This window comes from Streptomyces sp. NPDC059092, from assembly GCF_042756365.1.
GTDB lineage: Bacteria > Actinomycetota > Actinomycetes > Streptomycetales > Streptomycetaceae > Streptomyces.
In genome coordinates this window covers 116,523-132,123 of record NZ_JBHZEJ010000005.1, presented here as the reverse complement: position 1 = coordinate 132,123, position 15,601 = coordinate 116,523, and the positions used below count along the sequence as shown (strand labels likewise).

Sequence of the window (15,601 nt, the reverse complement as noted above, 5' to 3'; positions counted from 1 at the left end):
CCTAGAGGGCGCAAAATGTCCGGCCCGCGAAGAAGAAGCGGACTCGGGCACTCACTCTCTCGCGGAGCCACGGGAAGCGATGTCTGTGACGGTAGATGGGGATAAATCAGGATCGGTTCCGGAGAGGACAGGGCAGTCCCCCGGAACGCACTCCGACAGGTCACCGCACTCCGGCCCATCAGCCCGTTCCGGCCCATCAGCCCGTTCCGACGCGTCGGCCCGTTCCGGCAGTCCGGCCCGTCCCGGCACGGCAAGTCGTTCCGACGCCTCGGGTCGTTCCGGTACGTCCGCGCACCGGCCGCCGTCCCCGGTACGCCGCCTGCTCCGCGGTCCGCGCCCGGAGTCGGTCCCCTCGCTCGTCGGTACGGCCTGCGCCCTCATCGGTCTCGTCGACATCGCCGCGGGCGTCTTCCCGCGCTTCCGCCACAGCCGGATGCACTCCTTCGCGGAGGTACTGCCGGGGGCGCTCGGTCCCTTCGCCGCCGCGCTGTCGCTGAGCGCCGGCGTACTCCTGCTGCTGCTCGCGCACGGGCTCAAACGGCGCAAGCGCCGGGCGTGGCGGGCCGCCGTGTTCCTGCTGCCGGCCGGCACCGTGGCGCAGTTCGCCTACCGGCACTCGGTCATCGGCGCTCTGCTCTCCCTGGGCCTGCTCGCCCTGCTGGTGCGCCACCGCGGGGAGTTCGCCGCCCTGCCCGACCCGCGCAGCCGCTGGCGGGCGCTGGCGAACTTCGTCCTCATGGGCGCGGGATCCATCGGGCTCGGCCTGGTCATCGTCAGCGTCCACCCGCACAGGACCATCGGTAACCCCGGCCTGTCCGAACGGCTCGAACATGTGCTGTACGGCCTGTTCGGCTTCGACGGCCCCATCGACTACAAGGGGATCGTCAGCGGCACCGTCGGCTACTCCCTCGGCTCCCTCGGCCTCCTCACCGCGCTCACCACCGTCTACCTCGCCTTCCGCCCCGAACACCCGGTCGCGCGGCTCACCGAGGAGGACGAGCGGCGGCTGCGCGCCCTGCTCGACCGGCACGGCGGCCGCGACTCGCTGGGCCACTTCGCGCTCCGCCGCGACAAGGGCGTGGTCTTCTCGCCCAGCGGCAAGGCGGCCATCTGCTACCGCGTCGTCTCCGGGGTGATGCTCGCCAGCGGCGACCCCATCGGCGACGTGGAGGCGTGGCCCGGCGCCATCGAACGCTTCATGGACGAGGCGAAGGCCCACTCCTGGACCCCCGCGGTGATGGGGTGCAGCGAGACCGGCGGCGAGGTCTGGACCCGCGAGACGGGGCTCGACGCGCTGGAGCTGGGCGACGAAGCGGTGGTGGACGTGCCGGATTTCTCCCTGCGCGGCCGTGCGATGCGCAACGTACGCCAAATGGTGACGCGCATCGAGCGGGCCGGCTACGAAACCCGGGTACGCCGCGTCCGTGACCTCTCCGAGGGAGAGCTGGCACGGATCCGCGACGCCGCCGACGACTGGCGCGGCACGGACACGGAGCGCGGCTTCTCCATGGCGCTCGGCCGCATCGGTGACCCCGCCGACGGCGATTCCGTGGTCGCCACCGCGCACAAGCCGGGCGAGGCCGAGCCCGGCCCGTACGGCGACCTGAAGGCCGTCCTCCACTTCGTCCCGTGGGGGACGGACGGAATGTCCCTGGACCTGATGCGCCGCGACCGTGGCGCCGACCCGGGCATGAACGAACTGCTGATCGTCGCCGCGCTGCACGCCGCGCCCGCGCTCGGGGTGGTGCGCGTCTCGCTCAACTTCGCGATGTTCCGCTCGGCCCTCGCCCGCGGCGAACGGCTGGGCGCGGGCCCCGTGCTGCGCGGCTGGCGCGGCCTGCTGGTCTTCCTCTCGCGCTGGTTCCAGATCGAGTCGCTGTACCGCTTCAACGCCAAGTTCCAGCCCCGCTGGGAGCCGCGTTACGTGGTCTTCCGCTCCAGCGGCGACCTGCCCCGGATCGGCTTCGCCGCGATGCAGGCGGAGGGCTTCGTCACCCTGTCGCTCCCGCTCCCCCTGCGCCGCCCGGGCCGCACCAGGCGCCCCGGCGGGATCGACGACCACGCGGGCCGCGCCACCGCCCCGTCCGACCCCGGGGTCCGTACGGCGTAGACCTTCCCCACCAGGCCCGCGGACCGGCAGAACACCTAGGGTGGGGCATATGAGTACGTTGCGCGGGCGGGGCACGGTTCAGGGGCTGCCGGGGTGGGACCGGTGTGCGGTCATGGGGGTCATCAATGTGACGCCGGACTCCTTCTCCGACGGCGGTCGCTGGTTCGACACCACGGCCGCCGTCAAACGCGGCCTCGACCTCGTCGGCGCGGGCGCCGACCTGGTCGACGTCGGCGGCGAGTCGACGCGGCCCGGCGCGACACGGGTCGACGAGGACGAGGAGCTGCGGCGTGTCGTCCCCGTCGTGCGTGGCCTGGCGTCCGAGGGCGTCACCGTCTCCGTCGACACCATGCGCGCCGTCGTCGCCGAGCAGGCCGTCGCCGCGGGCGCGGCCCTGGTCAACGATGTCAGCGGCGGGCTCGCCGACCCGGCGATGGTGCCCGCCGTGGCCGCCGCGGGGGTGCCGTTCGTCGTGATGCACTGGCGCGGTTTCAGCCAGGCCATGAACAGCCGCGCGGTCTACGCGGACGTCGTCGCCGAGGTCGTCGCCGAACTGCGCGACCGGATGGACGCCGTGATCGCCGGCGGTATCGCCCCCGAACGCCTCGTCGTCGACCCCGGCCTCGGCTTCGCCAAGCAGGCCGGGCACGACCTGGAACTCCTCGCCCACCTCACCGAGCTGCGCGCCCTGGGCCGGCCACTGCTGGTCGCGGCCTCCCGCAAGCGGTTCCTCGGCCACGTCCTCGCGGGCGGCGAGAACTCCCCGCCGCCCGCCCGCGAGCGCGACGCGGCCACCGCGGCGGTCTCCGCGATCGCCGCCCACCAGGGCGCCTGGGCGGTCCGGGTCCACGAGGTACGCGCGACGGCCGACGCGGTACGGGTGGCGCGCGCCGTCGAAGGCGCCCGCGGCCCGGTCGAGGGAGCCCGGTGACCGCCCGGATGGAGAGCGGCGCGCCGGACGACAGCGGGCCGACGGACGGCGACCGGGTCGAGCGGGCCAACACCACGTTCTACGAGGCGATGGAGCGCGGTGACCTGGAGACCCTGTCGGGGCTCTGGCTGGACGGCGAGGACTCCGGCGTCTCCTGCGTCCACCCGGGCTGGCCGGTGCTGAGCGGACGCGGCGAGGTGCTGCGCTCGTACGCCCTGATCATGGCGCACACCGAGTACATCCAGTTCTTCCTCACCGACGTCGCGGTCTCCGTCAACGCCGACACCGCGCTGGTGACCTGCACGGAGAACATCCTCAGCGGTGGGCCCGCCGAGTCGGGCGGCGAGCTGGGGCCGCTGGTCGGGCAGCTCGTCGTCGCGACGAACGTGTTCCGGCGCACGCCGCAGGGGTGGAAGCTCTGGTCGCACCACGGTTCCCCCGTACTGACCGAAACCGGCGAGGAGGACGGGGAAGCGGACGACGTGCCACCCGCGTGACCGGGTAATCGGTCTGTGTGGATTGGCGGGAAGAACCGGCGGGTAGGGGCGGCTACCAGTCGCGCGGCGCGCTCCCCGTCACCCCGCGGGACAGCACTGTCGGTGCCCGCAGGTAGATTCAAATGTGGGCACCGAGCCGCCCCCGCTCGCGACCGTGTGCCCCGACGACAAACGACAGCAGGAGTGATTCGCGTGGATCGTGTCGCGCTGCGCGGCCTCAAGGCCCGCGGGCACCATGGCGTCTTCCCCCGGGAGCGCGAGGAGGGCCAGACCTTCATCGTGGACCTGGTGCTCGGCCTGGACACCCGCCCCGCGGCGGCCGACGACGACCTGGCGAAGACCGTCCATTACGGCATCGTGGCGGAGGAGGTCGTGGAGGTCGTCCAGGGAGAGCCCGTCAACCTGATCGAGACGCTGGCGGAGCGCATCGCCCGGAGCTGCCTGAAACACGACGGCGTCCAGGAGGTCGAGGTCGTCGTGCACAAACCGGACGCCCCGATCACCGTGCCCTTTGACGATGTGACCATCACCATCACCCGGAGCCGAGTATGAGTCTGTCTTCATCGAACGGGCCGCAGAGCGACCCCACGGTCCAGCCGGTGCCCGCCTCCGTGGTGGCCCAGGTGGACGCCGCGGACAGCACGCTGTCCAACCCGCAGCGGGCCGTGGTCGCCCTCGGCTCCAACCTCGGGAACCGGCTGGAGACCCTCCAGGGCGCCATCGACGCCCTGGAGGACACCCCCGGCGTCCGGGTCAAGGCCGTCTCCCCGGTGTACGAGACGGAGCCCTGGGGCGTCGACCCCGGCACGCAGCCGTCGTACTACAACGCGGTGGTGGTCATCAGGACGACGCTGCCGCCGTCCTCGCTGCTGGAGCGCGGCCAGGCCATCGAGGAAGCCTTCGACCGGGTCCGTGACGAGCGCTGGGGGCCGCGCACGATCGACGTGGACATCCTGGCGTACGCGGACGTCGTCTCCGACGACCCGCAGCTCACCCTCCCGCATCCCCGGGCCCACCAGCGCGCCTTCGTACTCGCCCCGTGGCACGACGTGGATCCGGAGGCGCGGGTCCCGGGCCGCGGCCCGGTGGCGGAGCTGCTGACGGATGTCGGACAGGACGGCGTACGGTCCCGGTCCGACCTGGAACTGCGCCTGCCCGAATAGTCGTTAGGCTCTGCGGATCGGTACGGCGAGGTGTGAAGGGCGGCTTACTCGGTGAAGCAGTTGCGGATCGGCGTCCTCGCCGGCCTGTTCGTGGTGGCCGGCGTGCTCTCCTGGGCCGCCGCGCGCCTCTGGGACGCGTTCGGGACCCTGCCGAGCGTGCCGCTCGCGGCACCCATCGTGCTCGCCGCGATCGCCGCGGTCCTCGCCGCCACGGCTCTTTCGCTGCGCTCCCGGCTCAAGGCCCAGCGGGAGCGCCGCCCCGGCGCACAGGGCGTGGATCCGCTGATGGCGGCGCGCGCCGTGGTCTTCGGCCAGGCGAGCGCGCTGGTGGCGGCCCTGGTCTCCGGCATGTACGGCGGTACGGGCGTCTTCCTGCTCGGCTCCCTCGACATCCCCGCCCGCCGCGACCAGGCCATCTACGCGGGCTTCTCCGTACTGGCGGGCGTCGCGGTGATCGTCGCGGCGTTCTTCCTGGAGCGGGTCTGCAAGCTCCCCGAGGACGGCAACGACAACAAGAACGGCGCGGCCCCGGCCGGCCCCGCCTGACCCCCGGCCGCCCGAGCGGCCGCCGGGCGGCGCGCAGGACGGCGGCGTCTCCGTACAGGCCCCGAGCGTGCTCCGCCGGACGTCCGGCGGAGCGCTCAGCGGGCCAGGATCAGGCTCATCGCTTCCGCGCGGGTCGCCGGATCGCGGAGCTGGCCGCGTACGGCCGAGGTGATGGTCTTCGCCCCGGGCTTCCGTACGCCGCGCATCGACATGCACATGTGCTCGCACTCGATGACCACGATCACCCCGCGCGGCTCCAGGATCTCCATCACGGACTCGGCGATCTGCGTCGTCAGCCGCTCCTGGACCTGCGGCCTGCGGGCGTAGACGTCCACGAGGCGGGCCAGCTTCGACAGCCCGGTGATCTTGCCGTCCGTGGACGGGATGTAGCCGACGTGCGCGACCCCGACGAACGGGACCAGATGGTGTTCACACGTCGAGGTCACTTCGATGTCCTTCACCATGACCATTTCGTCGTGGCCCAGGTCGAACGTCGTCGTGAGCACGTCCTCGGGGTTCTGCCACAGCCCGGCGAATATCTCCTTGTACGCGCGCGCCACCCGGCCAGGCGTCGCCCGGAGCCCCTCGCGGTCCGGGTCCTCCCCGACCGCGATCAGCAGCTCGCGCACGGCATTCTCGGCCCGCTTCTCGTCGAATTCGCGGATCGGGCTCTCCCCGTCCAGCGTCACCGGGTCGGTCATGTGTGCCTCGTTCCTGTGCCGTTCTCGTCCGCGGGCATACGAATGCCGCGCCCCCACAGGCTAAAACCTGGGAGACGCGGCATCCATTCCGGGCCCTCGGACGGGACCCGGCCCGCTGTCAGCTCTCCGGACGGTCCTCGGGAACCGCCTCGGTGGGCGTCTCGCCGGACGTCACGGACGGGAGCCCGCCGTTGGCGCCGGCCGCGCCGTTGGTCAGCGCCAGCTCCTTGGGCGAGAGCACCGGCGGACGCGTCGAGGGAGTACGACGCGAGGAGCCGGTCCACGCCGGACGGGCCGGACGCTTCACGATGGTCGAGAAGACCTCCGCGATCTGCTCCTTGTTGAGCGTCTCCTTCTCCAGGAGCGCCAGGACCAGATTGTCGAGTACGTCACGGTTCTCGACCAGGATCTCCCACGCCTCGTTGTGCGCGGTCTCGATGAGCTTCTTGACCTCTTCGTCGACCAGCGCGGCGACCTCTTCCGAGTAGTCGCGCTGATGCGCCATCTCCCGGCCGAGGAACGGTTCGGTGTTGTCGCCGCCGAACTTGATCGCTCCGAGCCGCTCGGTCATGCCGTACTGCGTGACCATGGCCCGCGCCGTGGTCGTGGCCTTCTCGATGTCGTTGGCAGCGCCGGTGGTCGGGTCGTGGAAGACCAGTTCCTCCGCCGCGCGTCCGCCCATCATGTAGGCGAGCTGGTCGAGCATCTCGTTGCGCGTGGTCGAGTACTTGTCCTCGTCGGGCAGGACCATGGTGTAGCCCAGGGCCCGACCGCGGGACAGGATGGTGATCTTGTGCACCGGGTCGGAGTTCGGAGACGCCGCGGCGACCAGGGCGTGACCGCCCTCGTGGTACGCGGTGATCTTCTTTTCCTTCTCGGACATGATCCGGGTCCGCTTCTGCGGACCCGCCACGACGCGGTCGATCGCCTCGTCCAGGGCGTGGTTGTCGACGAGCTTCCCGTCACCGCGCGCCGTCAGGAGCGCGGCCTCGTTCAGCACGTTCGCCAGGTCCGCGCCGGTGAAGCCGGGCGTACGACGGGCGACGGCGCCCAAGTCGACGTCCGGGGCGACCGGCTTGCCCTTCTGGTGGACCTTGAGGATCTCCAGACGGCCTTGCATGTCCGGGCGGTCGACGGCGATCTGCCGGTCGAACCGGCCCGGGCGCAGCAGCGCAGGGTCGAGGATGTCCGGCCGGTTGGTGGCGGCGATCAGGATGACGCCGCCCTTCACGTCGAAGCCGTCCATCTCCACCAGGAGCTGGTTCAGCGTCTGCTCGCGCTCGTCGTGTCCGCCACCGAGGCCCGCGCCGCGGTGTCGGCCGACGGCGTCGATCTCGTCGACGAAGACGATCGCCGGGGCGTTCGCCTTGGCCTGCTCGAAGAGGTCGCGCACCCGGGAGGCGCCGACACCGACGAACATCTCGACGAAGTCGGAGCCGGAGATCGAGTAGAACGGCACCCCGGCCTCGCCGGCGACGGCGCGGGCGAGCAGCGTCTTGCCCGTACCGGGCGGGCCGTAGAGCAGCACACCCTTCGGGATCTTGGCGCCGACGGCCTGGAACTTCGCGGGCTCCTGGAGGAATTCCTTGATCTCGTGGAGTTCCTCGACCGCCTCGTCCGACCCGGCCACATCGGCGAAGGTCGTCTTCGGGGTGTCCTTGGTGATGAGCTTGGCCTTGGACTTCCCGAACTGCATGACGCGGGATCCGCCGCCCTGCATCTGATTCATCAGGAACAGGAAGACCACGACGATCAGCACGAAGGGCAGCAGCGAGAACAGCACCGAGAGGAACGGGCTCTGCTTCGAAGGCGAGACCGTATAGCCCTTGGTGATGTCACCGTTCTGGAACTTCGTTTGGAGCGTTGCGGCCAGCGAGGATCCCTGATTGCCGATGTAGCTGGCCTGGATCTTGTCGCTGCCCTTGACCTTCAGGCCGTCCTTGAGGTCGACCTTGATGATCTGGTCGTCGCCGGTGGTCAGTTTGACCTGCTCGGCCTGGTTCTTGTCGATCGCCTGGACTACCTCACCGGTGTCCACCGTCTTGTAGCCGCCCGACGAGCCGACGACCTGCATCAACACGACCACGGCGAGGACGGCCAGCACGATCCACATGACCGGCCCACGGAAGTATCGCTTCACGTCCATCCATACGGAGCGAAGTCGCCCCGTCCCTCCTGCCCGTAGGTAAATGCTGCTGTGAGAAAAGACTGTTCCTGGGAAGGTACCCCAGCATCATGGCCCGCGACCGCACGGGACGGCTGACGAACCCGTCTTCCCCTGCTCCAACGGCGCGAGCCGGGCTGAGGTTCCCGGCGGTGGTCGCCGCGCCCCGGCCCAGGTCCTGGGCTAACCCCCGTAGACATGCGGTGCGAGGGTGCCGACGAATGGAATGTTGCGGTACTTCTCCGCGTAATCCAGCCCATATCCGACGACGAACTCATTGGGAATGTCGAAGCCGATCCATTTGACGTCGATCGCGACCTTTGCGGCATCCGGCTTACGGAGCAGGGTGCAGACCTCAAGGGAGGCCGGCTCCCGCGAACCGAGGTTGGACAGCAGCCACGACAGGGTCAGCCCCGAGTCGATGATGTCCTCGACGATCAGGACGTGCTTGCCCTTGATGTCCGTGTCCAGGTCCTTGAGGATCCGGACCACGCCCGAGGACTGGGTGCCCGCCCCGTACGAGGAGACGGCCATCCAGTCCATCGTCAGCGGGGTGGACAGGGCGCGCGCCAGGTCCGCCATGACCATCACGGCGCCCTTGAGGACACCGACGAGAAGCAGATCCTTGCCTGCGTATTCCGCGTCGATCTTCGCGGCCAGTTCGGCCAGCTTCGCGTCGATCTCTTCCTTGGTGATGAGCACCGACTGGAGGTCGTTGCCCATGTCCTTGTCGTCCACCCGCATCACTTTCGTTGTCGGCCAGCGGTCCGGGGCCGGACGGGACTGCTCGAACACGTCCTGGCGGCCCGGGAGACACAGCCGTAGTGCATCAGCGCTTCAGCCCTGCCGGATGACCAGTCTGCCACCCTGCCTCCTGGCCTCCACGCGGCCGGGCAGATTGATGGCTCCCTGGCCGCGCCAGCCCGTGATCAGGCGGTCGACCTCTTCGATGTGACGGGCGAACAGCGAACCGGCGGGGGCGCCCGCGGCGATGACGGCCCGGCGCAGCACCCGGCGGCGGACCGCGGGCGGCAGCGCGTACAGCCTGGGGCAGGCGAGTTGCCCCGTCTCGTCCCGTACGGTCGCCTCCGCGTCGGCGGCCCAGGCGTCGAGGGCGTCGGCGTCGTCGCGGGAGAGCTGTGCCGTACGGGCCAGGGCCTCGACGACGCCCTTGCCGAGAGCTTTCTCCAGGGCCGGCAGCCCTTCGTGGCGCAGCCGTGAGCGGGTGTAGGCGGGGTCGGCGTTGTGGGGGTCGTCCCAGACGGGGATGGACTGGACCAGGCAGGCCTTGCGGGCGGTCTGCCGGTCGAGCTGGAGGAAGGGGCGCCGGTAGCGTCCGGCCGCCCCCGAGACGGCCGCCATGCCGGACAGGGAGCGGGTGCCGGATCCTCTGGCGAGGCCGAGGAGGACCGTCTCGGCCTGGTCGTCGCGGGTGTGGCCGAGGAGGACGGCGGCGGCGCGGTGGCGTTCGGCCGCGGCGTCGAGGGCGGCGTAGCGCGCGTCCCTGGCGGCGGCCTCGGGCCCTCCGTCGCGCCCTACGGTGACGGCGACGGATTCGACGGGGTCGAGGCGCATGGCGCCGAGCCGGGCGACGACGTCGGCGGCGCGGAGGTCGGAGCCTGCCTGGAGGCCGTGGTCGACGGTGACGGCGCCCGCCCGTACGGAGAGCTTGGGCGCCTCGAAGGCGAGGGCGGACGCGAGCGCCATGGAGTCGGCGCCGCCGGAGCAGGCGACGAGGACGAGCGGGAGCCCGTCGGCGCCGTGGGGAGTGGCGGCGGGGGGGTGCGAGGTGGCGGAGAGGAGTTCGGCGTGGTCGGTGAGGACCTCGTGGAGTACGCGGCGGACCGCCAGGCGTATCGCCGCGACCGCAGGATGGGGACCCATATCCGGTGCCCTTCGTGATGTTATTTGGGGGGTGCCTCGGTCGGATAACGGACGGAGAGCGTCACTCAGAGTGCGTCGATGGTGACAGAACCGAGCCATTACCCGAGCATTGCACGCCTATCCCTCACCCACGGTCCCTCGGATGGGTGATACCTGAGGCGTCCTCCTGCCAGACGTCAGCTTCCGCTCATGAATCCGCCTTGCGGTGCACCCGCGCGACCCAGTCCGCCGGTTTGGCGATCTCCGCCTTGGTGGGGAGGGTGTTCGGCGAGGTCCAGACGCGGTTGAAGCCGTCCATCCCGACCTGGTCGACCACGGCGCTCACGAACCGCTCGCCGTCGCGGTACTGGCGGAGCTTGGCGTCGAGGCCGAGCAGCTTGCGCAGCGCGAGGTCGAGGCGGCTGGCACCGCGGGCCCTGCGCTGCTGGAACTTCTCGCGGATCTCGGCGACGGAGGGGACGACCTGCGGTCCGACGCCGTCCATGACGAAGTCGGCGTGGCCCTCCAGGAGGGACATCACGGCGGTGAGCCGGCCCAGGATCTCGCGCTGTTCCGGGGTCTGCACCAGCTCGACGATGCTCCTGCCGTCCTCGTCCCGCTCGCCCTCGGGGCGTCCGCCCGCGAGGGACTGGGCGGCTTCGCGCAGCCGCTCGACGACGGTCATCGGGTCGACGTCGGTCTGGTCGAGGAACGACTGGATCTCGCCCTGGAGGTGGTCGCGCAGCCAGGGCACGCCGGTGAACTGCGTGCGGTGGGTCTCCTCGTGGAGCGCGACCCAGAGCCTGAAGTCGTGGGGGTCGACGTCCAGTTCCCGTTCGACGTGGACGATGTTGGGGGCGACGAGCAGCAGCCGGCCGCCGTCGGCGGCTGCCGGAAGGTCGCGGGTGGCGGGGGCGAAGGTCTCGTACTGGCCGAGGACCCGGGACGACATGAAGGAGAGCAGCATCCCCACCTCGACGCCGGTGACCTTGCCGCCGACCGCGCCGATGACGGCGCCTCCGGCGCCGCCCGGGCGGCGCTCCTGCATCTTCTCGAACAGGGGCTTCAGCAGCTCGCGGAAGCCGGCCACGTTGGCCTTGACCCAGCCCGCGCGGTCGACGACCAGGACCGGGGTGTCCGGTGGCTCGTGTCCCTCGGGGATCATTTTCGTGTAACCGCGGACGTGGTCCTCCGCCGCCTTGGCGTGCCGCCGCAGCTCGGCGACGATCTCGCGCGCCTCGTCGCGGGTGACCTCGGGTCCCGGCCGCGCGAGGCGGGTCGCGGTCGCCACCGCGAGGTTCCAGTCGACCATCTCTGCACCACCGATGCTCGTCATGCGTCAACCGTACGTGCTCGGCCCGGAGTGCGGTGAGGTGTGGGGCGCCCGGTTCTTCCCCTGGTTCGCCCCCTAGGGGACGGCCGGTCCCCCGGTCAGGGGGCGGCGGAGCCCCTGGCCGGGACCGGTGCGGGAGGCGGTGCGGAGGCCGTGCGCGGGACCAGGGCGGCGGAGAGCCGGTCCAGGGCCGTCCGGGCGGTGTCGGGGGCTTTCGTCGCACCGGCCAGGAAGGCGAAGGCCAGGAGCCGGCCCTCGCCGTCGACGACGGTGCCGGCCAGGGTGTCCACGCCGGTGAGCGTGCCGGTCTTGGCCCGGATGAGCCCGGTGGCGGGCGCGGCGTCCCCGTACCTGCTGCGGAGGGTGCCGGTGAACCCGGCGACGGGCAGGCCGGTGAGGACGGGGCGCAGCTCCGGGTGGCCGGGGTCGGCGGCGCGGGTGAGCAGGGCGGTCAGCAGGGCGGCGCTGGCCTTGTCCTTGCGGTTCAGTCCGCTGCCGTCGGCGAAGCGTGTCCCCTTGAGGGGCAGTCGGAGCTTGGCGAGCTGCGCCGTGACGGCCCGGCCCGCGCCCGCGAAGCTCGCCGGTTCGCCGCCGGCGACGGCGGTCTGCCGGGCGAGGGATTCCGCGATGTCGTTGTCGCTCTCGGTCAGTGCGCGTTCGACCAGGTCGGCCAGGGGTGCGGAGTAGGTGCGCGCGAGCGGTTCCGCGCCTTTGGCGGGTCTGCCCGCGGAGGGGGGCTCGGTGGTGCGTACGCCGCGTTCGCGCAGCAGATGGGCGAAGGTACGGGCGGCGTCGCCTGCGGGGTTGCCGCTGCGCGGCGCGGGGCCGGTCGTGGACGCGTCGAGCCGCCCTTGTCCGGCCATCAGGGGGACCACGGGGGCGATGTTGTCGTTGGGGCCGATGGGGTGTTCCCGGGGGCCCGAGTAGAGGGATGTGTCGTAGCGCAGTTCGACCGTGGTGATGCCGCTGTCGCGCAGCGCGCGGGCGGCGTCGCCGGCCAGGGCGGCCAGCCGTTTCCGGTCGAGGGTGGCGTCGCCGCCGCCGACCAGGGTGAGTTTCCGCTGGTCAGGGGTGGCCATGACGGTGGTGGCGATGCGGTGGTCGGCGCCGAGCGCGGAGAGCGCGGCGACCATGGTGGCGATCTTGACGGTGGAGGCCGGGGTCATCGGGGTGGCGGCGCCCTTGCCGTACAGGACCTCGCCGGTGGCCGTGTCGACGACGGACGCCGTACGGGACGGGCCGAGCGCCTCCGCGTCGAGCAGCGCGCCGAGTGTCCGGCCGAGGTCGGCGGGTGCCTTTCCTCCGGGCGTGGCTCCGGTACGCGGGGTGTCCGGGGCGGTGAGCGCGCGGAGCACTCCGGCGGCGCTGGGGGCGGGCGCGGGCGTGCGCGGCGCGGACGGATCGTGATGTGCGCCACCCGCGCGGTTCTGTGCGACCGCCCACTCCCGCTCGGCCTTACGCTGACCGGAGTCCCAGGGGCCCGCCGCCACCACCGCCACGGCGGCGAGGGTGAGGCCGAGCGCGGCGGAACCCGCCGTGACCTGCCACGCTTTCGGCTCAACCACGGCTGACCAGCCCCTTTCGCGACCACACTGCTGCGTGGGGGACACTTAACCACTGCGCCTCGCCCCGAGCATGGCACCCCGGCCAGTAACGGCCTGTCAGGCCGGGGCATGGGGACGGCAACAGCAGCATCACCCGGACATTGTGTTGATCATGGAGGAGCCACCCGTGGAGTTCGACGTCACCATCGAGATCCCTAAGGGTTCGCGGAACAAGTACGAGGTGGACCACGAGACCGGTCGGATCCGCCTTGACCGTCGTCTCTTCACCTCGACCAGCTACCCCGCGGACTACGGATTCGTCGAGAACACCCTGGGCGAGGACGGCGACCCGCTGGACGCGCTGGTCATCCTGGACGAGCCGACCTTCCCCGGGTGTCTCATCAAGTGCCGCGCCATCGGCATGTTCCGGATGACGGACGAGGCCGGCGGCGACGACAAACTGCTGTGCGTCCCCGCCTCCGACCCCCGGGTGGAGCATCTGCGCGACATCCACCACGTCTCGGAGTTCGACCGCCTGGAGATCCAGCACTTCTTCGAGGTCTACAAGGACCTGGAGCCCGGCAAGTCCGTCGAGGGCGCCGACTGGGTCGGCCGCGCCGAGGCCGAGGCCGAGATCGAGGCCTCGTACAAGCGCCTGGAGGCGCAGGGCGGCGCGCACTGACGCGCGGCTCACCCGTGTGACCGGCGGAAGGCCGCCGGGCGGACGACGGGCGGCGTACCCCTCGTGGGTGCGCCGCCCGTCCGCGTGTGCCCGTCCCTTTCCCGTGCACATACTGAGCGGACGGCGCGCGTGAAGAGGCGTACCGCCGGGGACCGTGTGGCGGCGGCCGTGTGCCGGGGACCACCCGCCGGGGACACGTGGCACGGCGACGAGCGGGTACGAAGACGAGCGGGTACGAGACACCAGCGGGTACGAGACACCAGCGATACGACAACGAGTGGCACGACAGGGAGTGAGGACGCAGACCGTGGTGGCCGAGCCGGACTGGTCCGAGGACCGAAAGCCTCCGTCGGACGAGGCACGCAGCGCCTTCTCCCCACCGCTCGGGGTGGAACAGCCCCCGCTCCCCGAGGACGACCATCCGACGTCGGAGTTCGCGCTCCCCGACGGGACCAGTACGGAGCCGCCGCCCGAGCCGGAAGGGTCCGCCTTCGATCTGCCGGACGGCGCCCGCGTGCCGGCGGGGACCGGCCAGGGGGCGGGCGCCGGGGCGGGCTCGGCGTTCACGCCCGCGCGCGGCGTGCCGCGGTTCGCGCTGAGCAAGGAGGCGCCCTGGCAGGACCGGATGCGGACGCTGCTGCGGATGCCGGTCGGGGACCGTCCCGTACCGGACATCGTGCAGCGCCACGACGACCAGGGGCCCGCCGTCCCGCGCGTCCTGGACCTGACCCTGCGTATCGGCGAGTTGCTGCTCGCGGGCGGTGAGGGCGCCGAGGACGTCGAGGCCGCGATGTTCGCGGTGAGCCGGGCGTACGGGCTCGACCGCTGCGAGCCGACCGTCACCTTCACCCTGCTGTCGATCTCCCATCAGCCGTCGCTGGTGGACGACCCGGTGACGGCCAGCAGGACGGTACGGCGGCGGGGCACCGACTACACCCGGCTGTCCGCCGTCTACACGCTCATCGACGACATCACCACCGAGGACACGGACACCACGCTGGAAGAGGCGTACCGGCGGCTCGCGGAGATCCGCCGTAACCGGCACCCGTACCCCGGCTGGGTGCTGACCGCGGCGAGCGGGCTGCTGGCCGGTTCGGCCTCGGTGCTGGTCGGCGGCAGTGTGCTGGTGTTCGTGGTCGCGGCGCTCGGCGCGATGCTGGGCGACCGGCTGGCGTGGCTGTGCGCGGGGCGCGGGCTGCCGGAGTTCTACCAGTTCGTGGTGGCGGCGATGCCGCCCGCCGCGATGGGGGTGGCGCTGACGCTGCTGGGGCCGCATCTCTCCTGGGAGGGCCGCCCCTCGGCGGTCATCACCGGTGGGCTCTTCGCGCTGCTGCCGGGGCGGGCGCTGGTGGCCGGGGTGCAGGACGGCCTGACGGGCTACTACATCACGGCGGGGGCGCGGCTGCTGGAGGTCATGTACTTCTTCATCGCGATCGTCGTCGGCGTCCTCCTCGTGCTCTACCTGGGGGTCCAGCTCCACGCCCAGCTCAACCCGGAGGCGGCGCTGCACGCGGACGTACGGCCGGTGGCGCAGACCCTGGCGGCGGTGACGCTGAGTGTCGCCTTCGCGATCCTGCTCCAGCAGGAACGTTCCACCGTGCTGATGGTGTCGCTCAACGGCGGCATCGCCTGGGTCGTCTACGCGGCGATGCACGACATCGGCCGGATCTCGCCGGTGGCCGCCACGGCGGTCGCGGCAGGGGTGGTGGGCCTGTTCGGGCAGCTCTTCTCGCGCTACCAGTTCGCCTCGGCGCTGCCGTACGTCACGGCGGCGATCGGGCCGCTGCTGCCGGGTTCCGCGACGTACTTCGGGCTGCTGGGCTTCGCGCAGAACGAGCTGGACCGCGGGCTCGCCTTCCTCTCCCAGGCGGTGGCGCTGGCGCTGGCGATCGCGGTGGGGGTGAACCTGGGAGGGGAGATCTCCCGGCTGTTCCTCAGGGTGCCCGGCTCCGGACGGGCGTCGAGCCGCCGCGCGGCCAAGCGGACGCGCGGCTTCTAGTACTGCAACGGCAACCAGGACGTGACCGGACCGGACCGGCCAACAGTGTCCGTCCCCGGAGGACTCGC

At 71.6% G+C, this 15,601-nt stretch carries 14 protein-coding genes; 8 read left to right on the top strand and 6 right to left on the bottom strand.

All coding sequences use genetic code 11. The features are described from left to right. The first annotated feature begins 319 nt into the window (after positions 1-319). The 6 genes from ACFXPL_RS05320 to ACFXPL_RS05295 all read left to right on the top strand — a co-directional run bounded on the left by ACFXPL_RS05320 (position 320) and on the right by ACFXPL_RS05295 (position 5,247). Positions 320-2,110, top strand: a complete 1,791-nt coding sequence (locus tag ACFXPL_RS05320) for a phosphatidylglycerol lysyltransferase domain-containing protein (RefSeq protein WP_384912909.1) — start codon at positions 320-322, stop codon at positions 2,108-2,110. Between the two features lie 49 nt (positions 2,111-2,159). Continuing rightward, complete coding sequence (folP, locus tag ACFXPL_RS05315) at positions 2,160-3,041, top strand: dihydropteroate synthase (protein WP_384912755.1); 882 nt, start codon at positions 2,160-2,162, stop codon at positions 3,039-3,041. Between the two features lie 8 nt (positions 3,042-3,049). Then, positions 3,050-3,538: a nuclear transport factor 2 family protein gene (locus ACFXPL_RS05310; protein ID WP_384912908.1), complete on the top strand. Its 489-nt coding sequence runs from the start codon at positions 3,050-3,052 to the stop codon at positions 3,536-3,538. 192 nt (positions 3,539-3,730) lie between these two features. Then, on the top strand, positions 3,731-4,090 hold the full coding sequence (folB, locus tag ACFXPL_RS05305; protein WP_329822203.1) for a dihydroneopterin aldolase: 360 nt from the start codon (positions 3,731-3,733) through the stop codon (positions 4,088-4,090). Beyond that, the gene (gene folK, locus ACFXPL_RS05300) at positions 4,087-4,701 is read left to right on the top strand and encodes a 2-amino-4-hydroxy-6-hydroxymethyldihydropteridine diphosphokinase (protein ID WP_384912752.1); all 615 of its coding nucleotides are present in this window, start codon (positions 4,087-4,089) and stop codon (positions 4,699-4,701) included. The genes folB and folK overlap by 4 nt, the downstream gene beginning before the upstream one ends. Positions 4,702-4,752: 51 nt before the next feature. Next, positions 4,753-5,247, top strand: a complete 495-nt coding sequence (locus ACFXPL_RS05295) for a DUF3180 domain-containing protein (RefSeq protein ID WP_384912749.1) — start codon at positions 4,753-4,755, stop codon at positions 5,245-5,247. Positions 5,248-5,342: 95 nt separating this feature from the next. Here ACFXPL_RS05295 and folE read toward each other — a convergent pair whose 3' ends face one another. From folE to dacB, 6 genes are all read right to left on the bottom strand, one after another. Then, positions 5,343-5,948, bottom strand: coding sequence for a GTP cyclohydrolase I FolE (gene folE, locus ACFXPL_RS05290; RefSeq protein WP_384912746.1), 606 nt, complete (start codon positions 5,946-5,948; stop codon positions 5,343-5,345). 118 nt (positions 5,949-6,066) lie between these two features. Continuing rightward, on the bottom strand, positions 6,067-8,094 hold the full coding sequence (ftsH, locus tag ACFXPL_RS05285; RefSeq protein ID WP_384912743.1) for an ATP-dependent zinc metalloprotease FtsH: 2,028 nt from the start codon (positions 8,092-8,094) through the stop codon (positions 6,067-6,069). A gap of 201 nt (positions 8,095-8,295) precedes the next feature. Then, positions 8,296-8,856, bottom strand: coding sequence for a hypoxanthine phosphoribosyltransferase (gene hpt, locus ACFXPL_RS05280; RefSeq protein WP_384912740.1), 561 nt, complete (start codon positions 8,854-8,856; stop codon positions 8,296-8,298). A 93-nt stretch (positions 8,857-8,949) separates the two neighbouring features. Next, positions 8,950-9,996: a tRNA lysidine(34) synthetase TilS gene (tilS, locus tag ACFXPL_RS05275; RefSeq protein WP_384912737.1), complete on the bottom strand. Its 1,047-nt coding sequence runs from the start codon at positions 9,994-9,996 to the stop codon at positions 8,950-8,952. Between the two features lie 187 nt (positions 9,997-10,183). After that, complete coding sequence (locus ACFXPL_RS05270; protein WP_384912734.1) at positions 10,184-11,311, bottom strand: zinc-dependent metalloprotease; 1,128 nt, start codon at positions 11,309-11,311, stop codon at positions 10,184-10,186. Between the two features lie 95 nt (positions 11,312-11,406). Next, entirely contained in the window at positions 11,407-12,873 is a 1,467-nt protein-coding gene (dacB, locus tag ACFXPL_RS05265; protein ID WP_384912732.1) for a D-alanyl-D-alanine carboxypeptidase/D-alanyl-D-alanine-endopeptidase, read from the bottom strand. Positions 12,874-13,039: 166 nt separating this feature from the next. Between dacB and ACFXPL_RS05260 the strand changes: the two genes are divergently transcribed. Next, positions 13,040-13,534: an inorganic diphosphatase gene (locus ACFXPL_RS05260; RefSeq protein ID WP_003968257.1), complete on the top strand. Its 495-nt coding sequence runs from the start codon at positions 13,040-13,042 to the stop codon at positions 13,532-13,534. Between the two features lie 307 nt (positions 13,535-13,841). Next, positions 13,842-15,533 (top strand): threonine/serine exporter ThrE family protein, encoded by a 1,692-nt coding sequence (locus ACFXPL_RS05255; protein ID WP_384912729.1) that lies wholly within the window; start codon positions 13,842-13,844, stop codon positions 15,531-15,533. Positions 15,534-15,601 lie beyond the last annotated feature (68 nt).